Annotated in this window: 16 protein-coding genes and 1 tRNA gene; all 17 read right to left on the reverse strand. The window is 59.6% G+C overall.

The genetic code is table 11. From position 1 onward, the window contains the following. Window positions 1-47 precede the first annotated feature (47 nt). Window positions 48-1,835 carry a sodium:solute symporter family protein gene (locus ACMU_RS03660; protein ID WP_035256322.1) on the reverse strand — a complete coding sequence of 596 codons (1,788 nt, stop codon included), beginning with the start codon at window positions 1,833-1,835 and terminating at the stop codon, window positions 48-50. A 4-nt stretch (window positions 1,836-1,839) separates the two neighbouring features. Next, window positions 1,840-2,100, reverse strand: a complete 261-nt coding sequence (locus ACMU_RS03665) for a DUF4212 domain-containing protein (RefSeq protein WP_035256325.1) — start codon at window positions 2,098-2,100, stop codon at window positions 1,840-1,842. Window positions 2,101-2,117: 17 nt separating this feature from the next. Continuing rightward, window positions 2,118-2,837: an adenylate kinase gene (locus ACMU_RS03670; protein ID WP_051587908.1), complete on the reverse strand. Its 720-nt coding sequence runs from the start codon at window positions 2,835-2,837 to the stop codon at window positions 2,118-2,120. Window positions 2,838-2,840: 3 nt separating this feature from the next. Further along, on the reverse strand, window positions 2,841-4,784 hold the full coding sequence (gene acs / locus ACMU_RS03675) for an acetate--CoA ligase (RefSeq protein WP_035256326.1): 1,944 nt from the start codon (window positions 4,782-4,784) through the stop codon (window positions 2,841-2,843). Window positions 4,785-5,251: 467 nt separating this feature from the next. Further along, window positions 5,252-6,169 carry a metal ABC transporter substrate-binding protein gene (locus ACMU_RS03680; protein ID WP_051587911.1) on the reverse strand — a complete coding sequence of 306 codons (918 nt, stop codon included), beginning with the start codon at window positions 6,167-6,169 and terminating at the stop codon, window positions 5,252-5,254. Continuing rightward, a complete protein-coding gene (locus ACMU_RS03685; RefSeq protein ID WP_152544501.1) occupies window positions 6,157-6,492 on the reverse strand; it encodes a hypothetical protein in 336 nt (111 codons plus the stop codon). The genes ACMU_RS03680 and ACMU_RS03685 overlap by 13 nt, the downstream gene beginning before the upstream one ends. Next, window positions 6,489-7,265 carry a DUF4198 domain-containing protein gene (locus tag ACMU_RS03690; RefSeq protein WP_035256331.1) on the reverse strand — a complete coding sequence of 259 codons (777 nt, stop codon included), beginning with the start codon at window positions 7,263-7,265 and terminating at the stop codon, window positions 6,489-6,491. The genes ACMU_RS03685 and ACMU_RS03690 overlap by 4 nt, the downstream gene beginning before the upstream one ends. 15 nt (window positions 7,266-7,280) lie before the next feature. Then, a complete protein-coding gene (locus ACMU_RS03695) occupies window positions 7,281-8,450 on the reverse strand; it encodes an ABC transporter permease (RefSeq protein WP_051587913.1) in 1,170 nt (389 codons plus the stop codon). Continuing rightward, entirely contained in the window at window positions 8,447-9,115 is a 669-nt protein-coding gene (locus tag ACMU_RS03700) for an ABC transporter ATP-binding protein (RefSeq protein WP_035256332.1), read from the reverse strand. Before ACMU_RS03700 ends, ACMU_RS03695 begins: the two co-directional genes overlap by 4 nt. Further along, the gene (locus tag ACMU_RS03705) at window positions 9,115-9,693 is read right to left on the reverse strand and encodes a hypothetical protein (protein ID WP_035256334.1); all 579 of its coding nucleotides are present in this window, start codon (window positions 9,691-9,693) and stop codon (window positions 9,115-9,117) included. The genes ACMU_RS03700 and ACMU_RS03705 overlap by 1 nt, the downstream gene beginning before the upstream one ends. Before the next feature lie 465 nt (window positions 9,694-10,158). Then, a tRNA-Gln gene (locus ACMU_RS03710) sits at window positions 10,159-10,233 on the reverse strand. Between the two features lie 93 nt (window positions 10,234-10,326). Then, a complete protein-coding gene (gene kdsA / locus ACMU_RS03715) occupies window positions 10,327-11,160 on the reverse strand; it encodes a 3-deoxy-8-phosphooctulonate synthase (RefSeq protein ID WP_035256336.1) in 834 nt (277 codons plus the stop codon). Next, window positions 11,161-12,795 carry a capsule biosynthesis protein gene (locus tag ACMU_RS03720; protein WP_035256340.1) on the reverse strand — a complete coding sequence of 545 codons (1,635 nt, stop codon included), beginning with the start codon at window positions 12,793-12,795 and terminating at the stop codon, window positions 11,161-11,163. Further along, window positions 12,773-13,432: an ABC transporter ATP-binding protein gene (locus ACMU_RS03725; RefSeq protein ID WP_035256342.1), complete on the reverse strand. Its 660-nt coding sequence runs from the start codon at window positions 13,430-13,432 to the stop codon at window positions 12,773-12,775. The genes ACMU_RS03720 and ACMU_RS03725 overlap by 23 nt, the downstream gene beginning before the upstream one ends. Window positions 13,433-13,600: 168 nt before the next feature. Beyond that, window positions 13,601-14,884, reverse strand: coding sequence for a Na+/H+ antiporter NhaA (locus ACMU_RS03730; RefSeq protein WP_035256345.1), 1,284 nt, complete (start codon window positions 14,882-14,884; stop codon window positions 13,601-13,603). Between the two features lie 82 nt (window positions 14,885-14,966). Further along, on the reverse strand, window positions 14,967-16,004 hold the full coding sequence (locus ACMU_RS03735) for a permease (RefSeq protein WP_035256348.1): 1,038 nt from the start codon (window positions 16,002-16,004) through the stop codon (window positions 14,967-14,969). Then, the gene (locus tag ACMU_RS03740; RefSeq protein ID WP_035256350.1) at window positions 15,997-16,341 is read right to left on the reverse strand and encodes an ArsR/SmtB family transcription factor; all 345 of its coding nucleotides are present in this window, start codon (window positions 16,339-16,341) and stop codon (window positions 15,997-15,999) included. Before ACMU_RS03740 ends, ACMU_RS03735 begins: the two co-directional genes overlap by 8 nt. Between the last annotated feature and the right edge of the window lie 51 nt (window positions 16,342-16,392).

A 16,392-nucleotide genomic window follows, 5' to 3' on the forward strand; every position in this document is an offset into this window, starting at 1 on the left:
GTTGTAGCATGGAAACCCGACCGTGCAGCCGGGTTTCCAAAGGGGGCTTAGTGGCCGTCCACAGCGGCGCCTGCACCGCGCGGAACGCGGACACTGGCAACCAGCGCCTTGATGTGCTCGGGTGTCTCTTTGGTCATGCCCGACACCACATAGGCGACGATGAAGTTCACCAGAGCGCCAATGGCACCAAACGAGGTGGACTTGACCGGGCCAAGCAGCGGGTCGGCATCCGTGAACGAATTGGTGTCCGGGATGAAGAACCAGCCTTTGTGCAGGAAGATATACAGCAAGGTCACAACCAGACCTGCCAGCATACCGGCAACCGCGCCCGAGTTGTTGATGCGGGTCGAGAAGATGCCCATCATCAATGCCGGGAAGATCGAGGCCGCCGCCAAACCAAAGGCCAGCGCCACCGTCTGGGCTGCAAAGCCCGGTGGGTTCAGCCCCAGCAACACGGCCACCACAATGGCTGCCGCCATCGAGATACGCGCGGCCAACAGCTCGTTGCGTTCGGACATGTTCGGCGTCAGCTGACCTTTCAACAGGTCGTGGCTTACCGCGGACGAGATCGCAAGCAGCAGACCCGCCGCCGTTGACAGCGCCGCCGCCAGACCGCCCGCCGCGACCAGACCGATCACCCAGCCCGGAAGGGATGCGATCTCGGGGTTGGCCAGCACAAGGATGTCACGGTTGAACTTGGTCAGTTCGTTCCCCTGCCAACCCTTCTCGGCAGCTTTGGCCTGCAGATCGGCATTGGCATCGTTGTAGTACTGGATCTTGCCGTCGCCGTTTTTGTCTTCCCAGTCCAGCAGACCGGTCTTCTGCCACGTGGCCATCCACGCGTATTCCGGATCGGTTTCGATCTGTTCAACGCTAACCGCTTCGCCGCCTGTCCCATTGGGCCACATCAGGTCCGAGATGTTCAGACGCGCCATGGCGCCAACAGCCGGGGCCGTCAGGTACAGCAGCGCGATGAACACCAGCGTCCAGCCGGCCGACCAGCGGGCGTCCGACACTTTGGGCACGGTGAAAAAGCGCATGATGACGTGCGGCAGACCCGCGGTCCCGATCATCAGCGACAGGGTGAACAGCACCATGTTGATGGTCGACCCATGCGCGGCAGTGTACTCTTTGAAGCCCAGATCGGTCACGATCGCATCCAGCTTGGCCAGCAGAGGCTCGCCCGATGCGGTATGCTCGCCAAACAGACCCAGTGCCGGGATCGGCGTGCCCGTCAGTTGCAGCGAGATGAAGACCGCCGGAATGGTATAGGCGGTGATCAGAACGCAATACTGCGCCACCTGCGTATAGGTCACACCTTTCATGCCGCCAAACACGGCATAGGCAAACACCACACAGGCCCCGATCAGCAGACCCCAGAACGCGTCGATCTCAAGAAAACGACCAAAGGCAATGCCAACGCCCTGCATCTGCCCGATCACGTAGGTGATCGAAGCCACCAGCAGGCAGATCACGGCCACAAGGCGCGCGGTGGGGCTGTAGAACCGGTCGCCGATGAACTCGGACACCGTGAACTTGCCGAACTTACGCAGGTAAGGGGCCAGCAGCAGCGCCAGCAGCACGTAACCACCGGTCCAGCCCATCAGGAAGGACGAGTTGTCATAGCCGGTAAAGGCGATCAGGCCAGCCATCGAAATGAACGAGGCCGCCGACATCCAGTCAGCCGCCGTTGCCATCCCGTTGGTGACCGGGTGCACACCGCGACCCGCGGCATAAAATTCAGACGTAGACCCGGCGCGGGCCCAAATCGCGATGCCGATGTAAAGCGCAAAGGACGCGCCCACAAACAGCAGGTTGAGCGTAAACTGATCCATCTGATTATTCCTCTTCCACGCCGTGTTCGACGTCCAGCTTGTTCATCCGCCAGGCGTAGAAAAAGATCAGCACCAGAAAGACCAGGATCGAGCCTTGCTGGGCGAACCAAAAGCCAAGATCGGCGCCACCGACGGAAATGCCCGACAACATGGGGCGCAGGATGATCCCGAACCCGAACGAGACCAGCGCCCATACAATGAGGCTGATTTGAATAAGACGCACATTGGCGGACCAATATGCGTTGCTTTCGTCGTTCTCACTCATTGTTACTCCTCCATTTTTTAGTATTGAGATGCACTTCCCTCGGCGAAAACGCCGCGGGTTTCCTTGACGATGGGCCCAACTATGTCGCGCAAAGCCCGGGTAATCACGTCAATCTCCTCCATTGCATCCAGAGCCTGAAGTGTCCCAGAACCCTCGTAAAATGCAATAAGCGGCGCTGTTTCGCGGTGATACGCCTCCAAGCGACGCCGGACGGTTGCCTCGTTATCGTCCGCGCGTTTGCGGAAATGTTCGCTGCCACATTTGTCGCAGACGCCGTCTTTGACCGGGCGTTTGAAAACCTCGTGATAGCCTTCGCCGCAATTGTCGCACGTGTAGCGGCCCGAGATACGCACCACCATCGCTTCGTCCTCAACCTCAAGGCTGATGGCCGCGTGCACGCGGGTGCCCAGGTCGTTCAGCAGCTCGGCCAGGGCCTCGGCCTGCGGTATGGTGCGGGGGAACCCGTCCAGGATCACACCGGCGGCGCAATCGGGGTCGTTCAGACGGTCCTTCAGGATGTCCACAACCAACTCGTCACTGACCAGACCACCGGCCTCCATGACGGTTTTGGCCGCCAACCCCGGGCCGGTGCCCGCCGCAACGGCGGCGCGCAGCAGGTCGCCCGTGGACAGTTGAACAAGGCCGAAATGATCCTCGAGGATCTTGGCCTGCGTGCCTTTGCCAGCCCCCGGAGGGCCCAGCAGGATCAGGACCGGAACGTTAGAGTAGTCACGCATGGCTCAGCTCCGGTTCATTCGGTTGGCAATCAGGTCATCGACCACCGACGGGTCGGCAAGGGTCGACGTATCCCCCAGCGCGCCAAAATCATCCTCGGCGATCTTGCGCAGAATGCGGCGCATGATCTTGCCCGAACGGGTTTTCGGCAGGCCCGGCGCCCATTGGATCAGGTCGGGTTTGGCAATGGGGCCGATCTCGGTTCGGACCCATTTTTCCAGCTCTTTGCGCAGATCGTCGGAGGGCTCTTCGCCTTGCATCAGCGTCACATAGGCATAGATGCCCTGGCCCTTGACCTCGTGCGGGTACCCCACCACGGCAGCCTCGGCCACTTTGGCATGCGCCACCAGCGCGCTTTCCACCTCGGCCGTGCCCATCCGGTGGCCGGAAACGTTGATCACATCGTCAACGCGGCCGGTGATCCAATAGTCGCCATCTTCGTCGCGGCGGCAGCCATCGCCCGAAAAGTAATAGCCCTTGTAGTCGCTGAAATAGGTCTTTTCGAACCGCTCGTGATCGCCCCAGACCGTGCGCATCTGCCCCGGCCAGCTGTCCCTGATGCACAGCACGCCCTCGACGCCGTTGCCTTCGATGATGTCACCCGATGTGGGTTCCAAAACCACCGGCTGCACGCCAAAGAACGGCTGCTGCGCCGCGCCCGGCTTCAGCTTCGACGCCCCCGGCAGCGGGGTCAGCATGTGCCCGCCGGTTTCCGTCTGCCAGAACGTATCTACAATCGGGCATTTGCCCTTGCCGACCACGTCGTTGTACCAGTTCCAGGCCTCGGGGTTGATGGGCTCGCCCACGGAGCCAAGGATGCGCAAGTCGGAAAGATCGTGCTTTTCAACCCACTCGCTGCCGGCGCCCATCAGCGCACGAATGGCGGTGGGGGCGGTGTAAAACTGGTTAACCTTGTGTTTGGCGCACACCTCCCAGAACCGGCCGGCATCGGGGAAGGTTGGCACGCCCTCAAACATGATGGTCGTCGCACCATTGGCCAGCGGGCCATAGACGATATAGCTGTGCCCGGTGACCCAGCCCACATCGGCGGTACACCAGAAAATGTCGCCTTCATGATAGTCAAAGACGATCTCATGGGTCATCGACGCATAGACAAGATAACCACCGGTGCAGTGCACCACGCCCTTGGGCTGACCGGTGGATCCCGACGTGTAGAGGATGAACAGGGGGTCTTCGGCATTCATCACTTGCACCGGGCATTCCGGCGCGGCCTCGGCCATCAGCGCATTGCAATCGTGGTCCCGGTCGGTCCAGGTGGTTTGCCCGCCGGTGCGTTTCACCACAAGGCAGTTCACGCTGTCCTTACAGTGCAACAGCGCCGTGTCGGTGTTGGATTTGAGCGGCGTTTCTCGTCCGCCCCGGGGCGCGTAGTCGGCGGTGATCACCAGTTTGGCGTCACAACCGTTGATCCGCGCCCCAAGAGCGTCCGGGGAGAAACCGGCAAAAACGATGGAATGAATGGCCCCGATCCGGGCGCAGGCCAGCATGGCATAGGCGGCCTCGGGGATCATGGGCAGGTAGATGATGACGCGATCACCCTTTTCGATACCAAGATCTTTCAGCACGTTGGCCATCTTGCAGACCGAGGCATGAAGATCACGATAGGTGATGTGCAGGGCAGGGTCGGCGGGGTTGTCTGGCTCCCAGATGATCGCGGTTTGATCGCCGCGCGTCTCAAGATGGCGGTCGACGCAATTGGCGGAAACGTTCAGCGTGCCATCCTCGAACCAGCGAATGTCGATATTGCCGGGTGTGAACGAGGTGTTTTTGACCTTGGTATACGGCTTGATCCAGTCGATGCGCTTGCCGTGTTCGCCCCAGAACCCGTCAGGGTCGCTCACCGAGGCTTCGTACATCTTTGGATAGTCGTCCGGGCCAACATGCGGTTTGGGACTCACGGCGCTTGCGGTCTGCACGTCTTGGGTCATAAGAATTTTCCTCCTCCAGCCAGGCAGGTTGTGCCCCGAAAAACTCGGGCCTCCATCGCATGAGGCGAAAATTACACGTATTGATGCAGATTTAAGCATCTCAATGACTTTCAAGGAAAATCTTGTAAAAATCTGAGCAGGTATAGGCGGAAATTCTGTAAAAAAATTCACTGAACCGGATTCATTGAATGTTTCCGTCGCGTTAGCCCGAGCGGTGGTTTTGTTGTTGGGCGCTAACGGTGTACAATTGCATACATTTGTGCGGGCCAGTAAGTTGCAAGCGGCTGCAAAAAGTTATTCTGTTCAGGATTACAAGCTGCGATTGCATTGCAGATTCTCGATGCAGCGCCATTTACACACGACGTGTGCCCACCCTGAAGAATCCGCAACTTTTAACGATCTTATTTGCAATAGCCCAGGACAGGTGCATGCTCTGGGGTTTGCCCGAGCCTCAAATCAACCGATGTTCAATTCGAGGCTTGTTTGGCTGCTTTGGCCAGGGCTGATACGGCGTAGCTGAAGGCTTCAAAAAACGTGTTGTGCGTAGCATGGCCGGCCCAAGGTTCGAACACCACGCTCTGGAACCCAAGTTCATTTGCAGCCTCCACAGCGGCGCGCGGCGGCTGTGCCTCCCAGATCAGAATGCGGGCATTCAGCTCGTCCCCAAGGCGTTCAAGCTCTGCGCGCTGATCTTCGGTTGGCATGGCACCTGCCTCCCACTCGAGCGAGGTGACCGACAGGCCGTACCTGCGCGCGAAATACTGATACCTTGGATGAGTGGCGATCATTTCGACGCCCTGCAGACTGCTCAATGCATCTTGTGCGGTGGCATCCAATGCCATCATGTCTGACGTCAGGTCGTCCAGTCTGGCTTGCACGTCCCCATCCCCGGCGAGATCGCGGGTAGTGATGGCGGATGCGATGGCCTCTGCCTGCGCAATTGCAAGCGTCGGATCGAGCCAAATGTACGAAGCCACGCCCTCATGCGAATGTTCGCCCCCATCCCCATGGCTGTGCGTGATGCTCTGGGTGACAATGAATTGGCCTTCGATCGCTTTCGATGTGTTCACAACGCGCGAACGCGGCAGCGATACACGGTCGATCCATGTGGCAAAACCCGCGCCATTCAGAAGTATCAGGTCGGCGGACTGGACCATGCTTATGTCGGCAATCGAAGGGCGCCAAAAGGACGGGTCGACCCCTTCGGGCACAGGAAAGACAACATCGGCCGCGCCGTCCAGAAGACGCTCGGCTAAATATTGCAGCGCTTGATTAACAGCAACCACTCTTGGGCGGTCCTCTGCAAGCGCCGCATTGGCTGAAAGCACAACCGCCAAGGCCGCGAAAACCCTCTTCAAAACATGCGTCATCGTCAGCTTCCGCATTTTCGGGCGATATCCTCGGGCGTCACGATCCAATAGTTGTCATGGCTGCCAGTATCCACCTCGATCACCAGCCCGCCGGAATGGTCCACGCTGTCGAGCGGGACCGTTGCGGTGCCGTCGCGACCAAGCTGCAACGTGGTGAGAAGGTTGTTTTCGCCGTCCAGGACACGTACATCGCCCTGCTGGGTGACGCGTCCGTTAGAGAACTTGGCCTCAACCGTCACCGCCGCGCATTCAACCGAAGCAAAGACCACAAGTTGATGCGCCGCCGCTCCGAATGGAACGGCGACCGCCAGGCATGAAAGAGCGAGCGCCCGGATCACTGACCCGTCCATTCTTCGAAGTGAACCCAGATCACCGCGCCCAGCTCGACAGCCTTTTCTTCGCCCGAACCTTCCTCGGTCAGGGTGTAATCGGCGGTGTTGAGCGCCGCAAAGCCCCACCAGCCATCCGACGGCGGCGCATAAGTGAACACGCCATTGGCGTCCGCCTTGACCGTCTGGGTGATCATCAGTTCGTCGGGTGCGGTTGCACCGGCACGGTCATTAAGGAACTCAACCTCGACCTCAGCATATGGCACAGCTGCGCCGTCCAACTTGACGATGCCCTGGAATACATTGTGCTCCCAAAGGCCAAAGGGTTTGGACAGCGGCACGATCTCGGTCTTCAGGCCCAGTTCGGTGTCCCAACCTTCGTCATCACCATAGGCCGTTACATAGGTTTTCGTGTAATGGATGATGAACGCATCTTCGGCCGGCTCCCAATAGGGTTGCGGTTCCATCGCAAAGATATAGGTGCCCGGACGCTCTAGCCGGTAGTCGAGCGTATAACCTTGCTCGTCCATCACGGTGGCACTTTGCAGGCTTCCTAGCAGATCGGTTGTTGTGCCTTCATGGGTAACCGAGAAGGAAACCGGCGTTTCCAGCATCATTCCATCCACCTCGAACGGGTGAGAAAACGACATGGTCAGCGCGACGCTACGACCATCTTCCTGGCTGATCATCGGATCGCTCGGGATGATCATGCCGTAATGCGACACCGCAGGCGTGGCGGCGATCAGAGTTGCGAGCGATACGGCGATAAAATGTTGTTTCATGGAACCTCCTGTCGATTAATTACCAAGGGCCAGCAGCCAGCCCACCCAAGCCTCAGCGTTGCGCGACACGATGACCGCGCCAATGGTTGCAATACATCCTGCAACGAACAATAGCATGACGGTTTCAGCTGCCAATAGACGTAGAACCATACCCTTTTGAGCACCCAGTTTCACGGCAGTTGCGATTTCCCGCGCGCGCAGGCGATAGCTGAGAAACACCGCCAGTCCAACGGCGGCAACGGCCGCAATGGCGATGATGGCTGTCACAACGTCCAGTAGCGACTTGATGCGGAAAATGCGGTCAACCAGTCCTTGAATGACGCCTGCGGGTTCGATCAATTGTGTCGGACCTTCCGTATCAAGGTATCGGCCTTTCAGGATTGTACTGGACCGGGTGTCGTTCGGCACGACGATGACCGCCGAAGCCGGGAAGTCGTCCTGGCTGCCGTGGAAGTGAAAGCTTTCGATATTGTCCTCGGTGATCCGCTGGTACTGAACAACGGCAGCATTGGCCAATGCGGCCGTCCCGGCGGCCACGTCTGCGGCGGTGACAACGTCTTCGTGTCCATGCCCAATGCCCTGAATGACCCAAGCCGTCTTGATGTCCACGAAAATCGCTTGATCGTCTGGTGTGTTTGTTGGTGCAAGAACGCCTACAATCGGCATCTCAAGGGGATAGACACCGTCGAGGTCAAAAAGGTTTTCGGGGGCAGAGACAAGCGTGTCGCCGACACCTTTGCCCAGGCTTTCCGCAACCTGTGCCCCGATCACCGCATCGCCCAACATCGACAATCCGCGACCGCTTGCCGGAGAGAGGCCGCGAAAGTCGAAATAGTCCAGCGTTGTGCCTACGATCCGAAAACCGGTAGACGAGAACGCGGTGTAAACCGGAATGGGAACCCCAAGGCCGCTGTCCCACACGGCCTCAACCTCGCGCATCGCCACGGGGTCAGGGCGTTCATCCGAGAAATAGAGGGCCGCCATTGTCAGATCGAGCTGCGAGCCGCGGCTGCCCAAGAGAAGCGGCGTGGCCTCTCCGCGGGCAACAAGCGCGCGCTCGCTGGTCGACAGCAAGGTTTGCGTGGCGACAGGGACAAACAGGATCAGCGCCGCCACCAGTACCAAAACCAGGCTGCGCGCCCAGTGATACCGCAGGTAGGCGAAGGCAAGAAAAAGCGCGCTCATACCGCCGCCCCCTCGCGAAACTGCGCGAAGTCCAGCACGCGTTCAAATCGTGGCAGCAACTCGTGATCATGGGTCACGGCCAGAACCGCTGCACCCGCCTCGGCCGCCTGTTCGAACAGCAGATCAAGAATGCGCGCCTTGCTGTCCGGATCCAGGTTCCCCGTTGCCTCGTCCGACAGGATCAGTTTGGGCCGGGTCACCAATGCGCGGCAGATCGCAACGCGTTGTTGTTCACCCTGGCTAAGCGCCGAAGGATGCCGGTCCAGCTTGTCGCCGATGCCACAGGCCACCGCAAGCCGCTCCGCCCGGTCCCGCGCCTCTGCATCGAGGGTCAGGGCCGGGGTGATCCGAAACGGGTAATAGATGTTCTGCCGGGCCGAAAGGTAGTCAAGCAGCGCAAAATCCTGAAAGACGAAGCCGATGTTGCTGGCCCGAAAACGGCGGCGTTCGGCATCAGCCAGGCCCGAGATCTCGGTCTGTGCAACCTCTATACGACCTTCTTCGGGCGTCAGGATGCCAGCGATAAGGTTGAGAAGTGTTGTCTTGCCACTTCCGCTGGGGCCAACCACGGCCACTCGGTCGGCATCATCAAGGACAAATTCCGGAACGCGCAACCGGAACCCGCCGGCCCCGTAACCAAATGTGAGGTTTTCAACCCGAACCATCAGTTTGTCTGCGGCGCTGGAAAGGTCTCTCCGGCGGTGTCTCTGTTGACGTCAAGCAATTCGAAATCGGTGATCCGCCAAGCCCCCTCAACAGGGGAAACCGTCAGGTCGGCGCTGTAGGTGTTTCCCCGCACATGCAAATGCTCGGAATGGCCCACGGTGCCGATGACCTGCCACGAAGCATCGATAATCAGTGCGCTGTTCTCATGCGCAACCTGTGTGTTCAGAAGCTTGATCTCGTGGATTGTTTGATCGGCCTCTTCCAAGCCGCCCCCTTTCATGGCACCCACGCGCTCCAGATAGAGGTATTCCAACGCGTCGCCATGCGTCACGCTCGCCAAAGTGTCATAGATCGCGTTTTCCTGCGTCTCGCCAAAGGCCTCGTACACCACCAGCAATAGCGCAGGCGTTAGCCTCCAAAACTCTGCCTGCGCATCCCGGATCGTGAGCGGATCGAGGCCCGGGGCGGAATAGGCGTCGGTCTGCGAAATCTGCGCAGCCCGGGGCCAGACAACAGCAACCGCAGCCGCCAAAACGCCGACCAAAGCAAGTGCCGCAATTATGTGTTTGGGTTTCACGGATGAGACTCGAACAAAACCTGTTGGATCGTCGGGTAACCTGTTCCAGATACATCAGGATTGCAAGCGCTGCGTTGGTTCGGGACCCGCCTAATCCGCCTTGGATCGGTGTCGATAATGACAACGTGCAAGAACCGGCAAATGCCCGACCCTGTGTCGTGCAAAACCATACGTGCCCCTTGGGGCTTGCCATCCATCCGCTGCCCGGCAGCGCATGTTTAACCTAAGGCACACGGTCTTGCTAACCAGTCTCTGGTCGCTGACTCCGGCTTGGAACGAGTAGCACCGGTCAGATCCAAGTATTGCAAACTCGTACCCTGGGAATTCCAAACAGAGACTACGGCTTGAAATTGGCCGGATATGAACTCACGTTCGCGTCTCTGTCGGAAATCCGGTATGGCAAGCCTCGGAAACCACGCCATAATACCCGGGCAGTCTCTCGTCAGCTGAAAATAAGGAAGTGCGTGGCTGGGGTGGTAGGATTCGAACCTACGATACACGGTACCAAAAACCGCTGCCTTACCACTTGGCTACACCCCAACGGTGGGCGGTTATCTACGCCGGACTGACGCACGCTGCAAGAGCCTTGGGCGAAAAAATCCGCCCTAAGGTGCAGTTTTTTCCGCAGGCCGTTTACAGGCGTATCGGGGCTGCTTTGGCGACCTTGTCCAGCGCCATCAGCGTGGCCAGAACCGTAGGCATATCGTCCAGCCGGATCATGTTGGGGCCGTCGGATGGGGCGTTGTCCGGGTCTTCGTGGGTTTCGAGGAAAACAGCGCCGATCCCCAGAGCCACCGCCGCGCGGGCCAGAACAGGTGCAAATTCGCGCTGGCCGCCCGAGCTGCCGCCCAATCCGCCGGGGCTGGCCACCGCATGGGTGGCGTCCATAACCACAGGATAGCCGGTCTTGGCCATCTCGGGCAGCGACCGCATATCCGCCACCAGGGCATTATAGCCGAAAGACACGCCGCGTTCGGTCAGCAGGATCCGTTCGTTGCCGGTGCTTTCCACCTTGTCCACCACGTTGACCATGTCCCAGGGCGCCAGGAACTGACCCTTTTTCACGTTCACCGCCGCGCCGCTTTCCCCCGCGGCCAGCAACAGATCGGTCTGGCGGCACAGGAAGGCGGGGATTTGCAGAATGTCCACGGCCTGCGCTGCAACGGCGCATTGGTCGGGCGCGTGCACGTCGGTCAGCACCGGCACGTCCAGGCGCGTGCGGATCTCTGCCAGCGTGTCCAGGCCCGCCTCTATCCCCAACCCGCGCTTGCCCGACAGCGACGTGCGGTTGGCCTTGTCATAGGACGCTTTGAACACATATTGCGCGCCCACAGCCGCGCAGGCCTCTTTCATCCGGGCGCCGATCATCAGCGCATGGTCAAGCGATTCCAGCTGGCAGGGGCCCGCGATCACCGTCAGCGGCTTGTCGTTGCCAACGGTCAGCGCCCCAATCTCTACCGATTTCATTTATGCCGATACCTGTTCTCTGAGGATGGAGGCCGTCATCGAGATCATCAGGAAGATACCGCCGAAGATCAAGAAAGCCATAAGCGTGTTTTCAAAGGCGCGTGGATAGGTGGCCTCGTCCGGGGCCACGGGATCCACGCCGCGCGACAGATAGCGCGACTGGCGGTTGGCTTCAATCCGGGCTGTTTCCATCTGTTGCGTTGCCGCTTGCTGCATCAGTTGTCGATTGGCCAGATCGGCCTCTGCAATCCGCAATTCTGCAGCAACCCGAGCCAGAGAGTCAGTCCCCTGCGAGCTTTGCGTCAGCGAGCTCCGCAATTCCTCAATCAACGTTTCAAGGCGTGCAATGTCGCCTTCGACGCCGTTCACACGCGCCTGGTTGGGCCGTGCGTTGTCCAGCAATTGCTGCAGTTGAAGGCGTTTTTCGCGCAGTTGTAACTCGAACGTGCTGATTTGCCCCATCAAGGCGCTAACCTCGGTTGTCGGGTCAAACACCCCCATCCGTTCTTGCAGGCTCAATACACGCGCCTGGGCTTCCTGAACCCGCGCATCCGCGTCGTTGAAACTTTGAAGGGCGCCGGCCATCTGATCCTCGCGCAAGCGCTGGGTCTGGCTGTCGACGCGTTGCTCGGCGTATGAAATCAGAGCGTCTGAAAAGGCAGCCGAGATGTCTGGATCGGCCGCGATAACCTCCATCTTCAGCACGCCTTCGGTTGGGTCATAGCCGATTTTGACCTTCTTCTTGTAGACCCGATAGGCGGCCTCGTTCGAAGCGCCTTCCTCCAGCCGTTGCAACGAGTCAATTTGCGGCTGGCTGAAATGTGCTTTGAAGCCCAGATCGGCATCCAGTCTTTGCATCGCGTCGCGCGACTGCAAGTAACCCTGAACCAAAATCGAATCCTGACTTGTTGCCAGCCCACTGCCTCCAAACAGGTTTCCCAATCCCCCGGCTCCGGCGGTTTCGTTTGTCTGAATGATCATTTCAGAATGCGTCGCGTACATCGGCGTGGCGATGTTATAGTAATAGTAGCTGGTCAAAACCGACGGCAGGCAGACAAAAACCAGCAATCGTGCAAACATCAGCGCGGTTTTGCGGCGGCGCCTGCGCGCGATATCTACCTGAATTTGGCGCACCTGATCCGCGGCAGAGGAGGGGGGCGCAACGTGGGTCGATGGCAGGTTCTGTGCGGGGGCTGCGACGGTCTGTGGCAGTTGCACATTGTCCGTGGGGGCGTCGGGCTTGCCTTGCTCGTTCACCACAAGCTCCAGCATGTTCAGCCGCTGAAACGGGTCGATGCCGCGTTGGCGCAGCTGGCGCACGGCGTCAAAGTCCGAAATTGGCGACAATCCGTGTTTTTGCGCCACGCGGCGCGCCATGCGCAATTGCCGCCCGGTCAAACCTTCCTTGCGGATTTCGGCAATCTCGGCCTCGGGATCTGCGGTTTGCGGGGCAGGGGGCGCGGGTTGCGGCTGTGGCTGTGCTGGGCGGGCCTGCTGCGGGGTTGTTTGCGTCGGTTGTGGCGTCTCTGCCGGCTGCTGCGGTTGCGTTGTTGCGCCCACCGCCGGACGGGCGGCAGCGGCAACAGGGCTGCTGCGGCGGATGCGAAACTTTTTAGCTTTGGGTTTCGTAGTCATACAGCCTCTTGGCCTCTTGCAACGTGTCAAACATATGGAACCGCCCGTCTTTCAGAACAGCGGCCGATTTACAGAACTTCTCCAGCGTCTGCGCCTGGTGAGAGACGATCACGACAGTGGCTTTTTCCAACCGTTCACGCAGGATCGCGCCTGCCTTGCGGTTGAATTCTACATCCGTGGTCGAGGGCATGCCCTCATCGATTAGGTATATGTCAAAGTCCAGCGCCAGCATAAGCGAGAAATTGAATCGCGCCTTCATACCTGCGCTGTAGGTGCCCAACGGCATGTCAAAATATTCTTCCAACCCGCACATCCAGCGCGAGAACGCCTCGACATAATCCGGGTCCAACCCATAAAGCCGCGCGATATAGCGGGCGTTTTCGGTGCCCGTATGCTTGGCCACCACACCGCCCATAAAGCCCAGTGGGAACGAGATCTTGCAGCCGCGGGTGATCGTGCCTTCGTCCGGTTTTTCCAGCCCGGCCATCATGTTGATCAGCGTGGTTTTGCCCGTGCCATTCGGCGCAAGGATGCCCAGCGAATTGCCAAGCTCCACCCGGAAAGAGGCGCGATCAAGGATTACCTTGCGCTGCTTTCCCGTCCAGAATGACTTGCTGACCTGGTTGAACTCGATCATTTGCCCTGCTGCGGCCCCGACATGTTACTCGGGTATCATGTTAAAATTGGAATTATTTCCAATTTGACAACATTGCCCGGGAATTTTGCGAACATTATGTCGGAACGGTGTCGAAAAGCCAATCTTGTTGGCTTTCCGACGTCATTTTCACTGGATTTGAGGCGATCCTCAGGTGTCGCGTTTCTCGACGCGCAACACCCGGCCCGCGATGATCGCCAGGATCGCGGCGGCGAAGCTGAACAAAGCCCCCATCTTCGCGGCATCCTGAACACTGAGGCCTTCCAGAACCACGCCACTGTCAAATGCCACGGCGGCGATGAACAGCGACACGGTGAACCCGATGGCGGCAACAAAGCCGATCACGATCAGGTCCACGGTACGCATCCCTGCAGGCAGGCCCAGCTTCAGCACATGCGCACCAAAGGCGCCGAACAGGTAGATCCCCACCGGCTTGCCGATGATCAGGCCCGCCAGAACCAGCCAAGTCGGCGATCCGATCGACGAGAACTCGACCCCGGCATTGGCCAGCCCAAAGAAGAACAGCACGATCTGCACAAAGCCGGCCAGCTTGTGTTCGATATAGTTCAACAAGTCGGTCAGGTGTGTTTCGGCCTCGGCGAAGATACCGAAGGCGCGGTCAGCATGCGGGATGGCTGGAACCACCGGCAACAGGCCCAGCGCGGGGTGAATACCGGCCTCCTGAAAGCCGTACCAGCTTGCAGCAGCAGCGATCAGGTAGGGCCAGAACGACAGGTTCTTACGGACCCAGGTCGACCGTTTGCGCAGTTGGTCGCCCCGATCCATTCGGCGCGGCAGCCAGTTGAACAGGACATAAACCGCCAAAGCCGCACCAAAAGACAGGCCCAGCCATTCCGGGGCCAGCGGCAGGTTGGGGTCAGGATAGAAGATCGCCAGGATGATCAGGCCGGCCGCGTCATCGGCAATGGCCAGCAGCAGCAGGAACCGCACCGCCGGGTGGCCGGCGCCAAAGATGAAACGGCCCACGAGGTACGAGAACGCAATGTCCGTCGCTGTCGGGATGGCCCAACCGCGTGAGACTGCGGTGAACGTGTCCGAACCAAGAAAGGCAGCCAGGCCCAGATACACAGCAATCGGGCCGAACATGCCGCCAGCGGTCGCGATCAGGGGCGTTGCGGCTTTTTTACCGCGCAGCGAGCCGTTCTTCAGGATCACGGCCTCCCACACCTCTTTCGCCGCAATGGCAAAGAAGAACGCCATCAGCACATCGTTGATCAGGTAATGCAGGGTCAGCGTACGGTGAACGTGGCCGTCTTCCACGTGGGCGTGCCCGATCCATGCATGATCCCACAGCACCATTTCAACAAAATCGTGGTAGCTGTGCGCATCCACATTTGCCCAGACCAACGCAATCAACGCGCCTGCAATCAGCAGTAGCGAATAGTTGGTGATAAAGTTCCAGACCCTGTACATGTGGCGCGCGCTCCCCCAATGGCTTCGATGTTGCGGTTGCAAATAGTCGAAACCAAAGGAAGGAGCAACTGCGGGAAAGTGCTTAAGCGATCGCGGCCCAGCTGATGCCCGCTAACACCGCGCCGATCAGGGCAAATCCCAGATATGCGCCAAAAACGCGGGGCTTCACCAGGGCCCAGACCGCGATGGCCGCCGGAATGGAACTGATGCCGCCCGCGATGACAAAGGACATCGCCGCGCCCGGGCTCATGCCTTGATCCAGCAGGGTCGACACCAGCGGCACCGCGGCATAACCGTTCAGATAGGCCGGCCCCCCCACAATCGCACCCAGAAGGATCGGCTGCAGCCCATTGCCCCCCAGCACGGTGGCGATCATCTCGGCCGGGACATAGCGCACCATCAGCGCCTCGAACAGATAGGCCAACAGCAGCCATTTGCCCAGGAACAGCGCGTTTTCCACCGCGGTGTCGCGGAAGGTCTTGTTGCGCGCGCTGTCGCCCCAGAATTTCCAGACCGGCTTGCCCGAGAAGGGCGAGGGCCCGCAGCCACAGCCAGAGGTCTTGGCGCCACCCTTCAGCGGGTCGGCAAAAAGCGGGCTGCGTGCCAACAAGGCCGTGGCCGTACCACCCAGCAGCCCGATCCCAACCGCCGATGCCGTCTTGGCAACCGCAAAGGCAAATCCCAGTTCGCCCGCGGTGATCGTGAACATCGCCGGGTCCATCAGGGGCGAGGCCAGCCAGAACGCCATCACCGCCCCCAGCGGCGCACCCATGGCCAGCATCGCGGCGATGAACGGGATCACCTCGCACGAGCAAAACGGCGACAACCCGCCCAGCAGCGCGGCCAAAACGATCATCCGCGCTTGGTTGCCCTCGAATGCGCGGGCCAGCAGGCTCTCGGCGCCGGTGGCTTTCATATAGGCCACCGCCATCACCGCAAAGGCGATGAACGGCGCTGTGTTGGCAAAGGCTTTGGCCGCAAAGCTGATCGTCGGCCACAGAGCCACCGGATCAAGGATCGCCACCAGAACCGGGATCATGATCACAGCCAGCAGGGCCTTGTCCGTGCGACGCCACAATTCGGCAATTCGGGACGGGCGGGGAGAGGAAATTTCAGCCATCGGAAGCATCCTTGGACGGGGCTGGCGCATCGGCACAGCAGTTTTTCAAAAGGAAATCAGACAGTTCAACCATCTGGTCGTAATCGGCCGCAACGCAGATGACCGACCGGCCCTCCTTGCGTTGCCCCACCAGCCCGGCCTGCGCCAGCACTTTCATGTGATGGGTCAGGGTCGCGCCGGTGATGCCGGTGCGTTTGCCAAGCTCGCCAATGGACAGGCCCTGGTCACCGGCGCGCACCAGAATGCGCAGCACGGCCAGCCGTTGTTCCGATCCAAGCGCAGCAAAGCGCGACGCGGCAAGCGCCAAAGAGGCGTCAGAGAGGTCTTCCTGTTTCATGTTTCTATATTTCTAATTTTTTCGAAATAAGTCAATCGTCATTTTGCATTT

Source organism: Actibacterium mucosum KCTC 23349, assembly GCF_000647975.1.
GTDB lineage: Bacteria > Pseudomonadota > Alphaproteobacteria > Rhodobacterales > Rhodobacteraceae > Actibacterium > Actibacterium mucosum.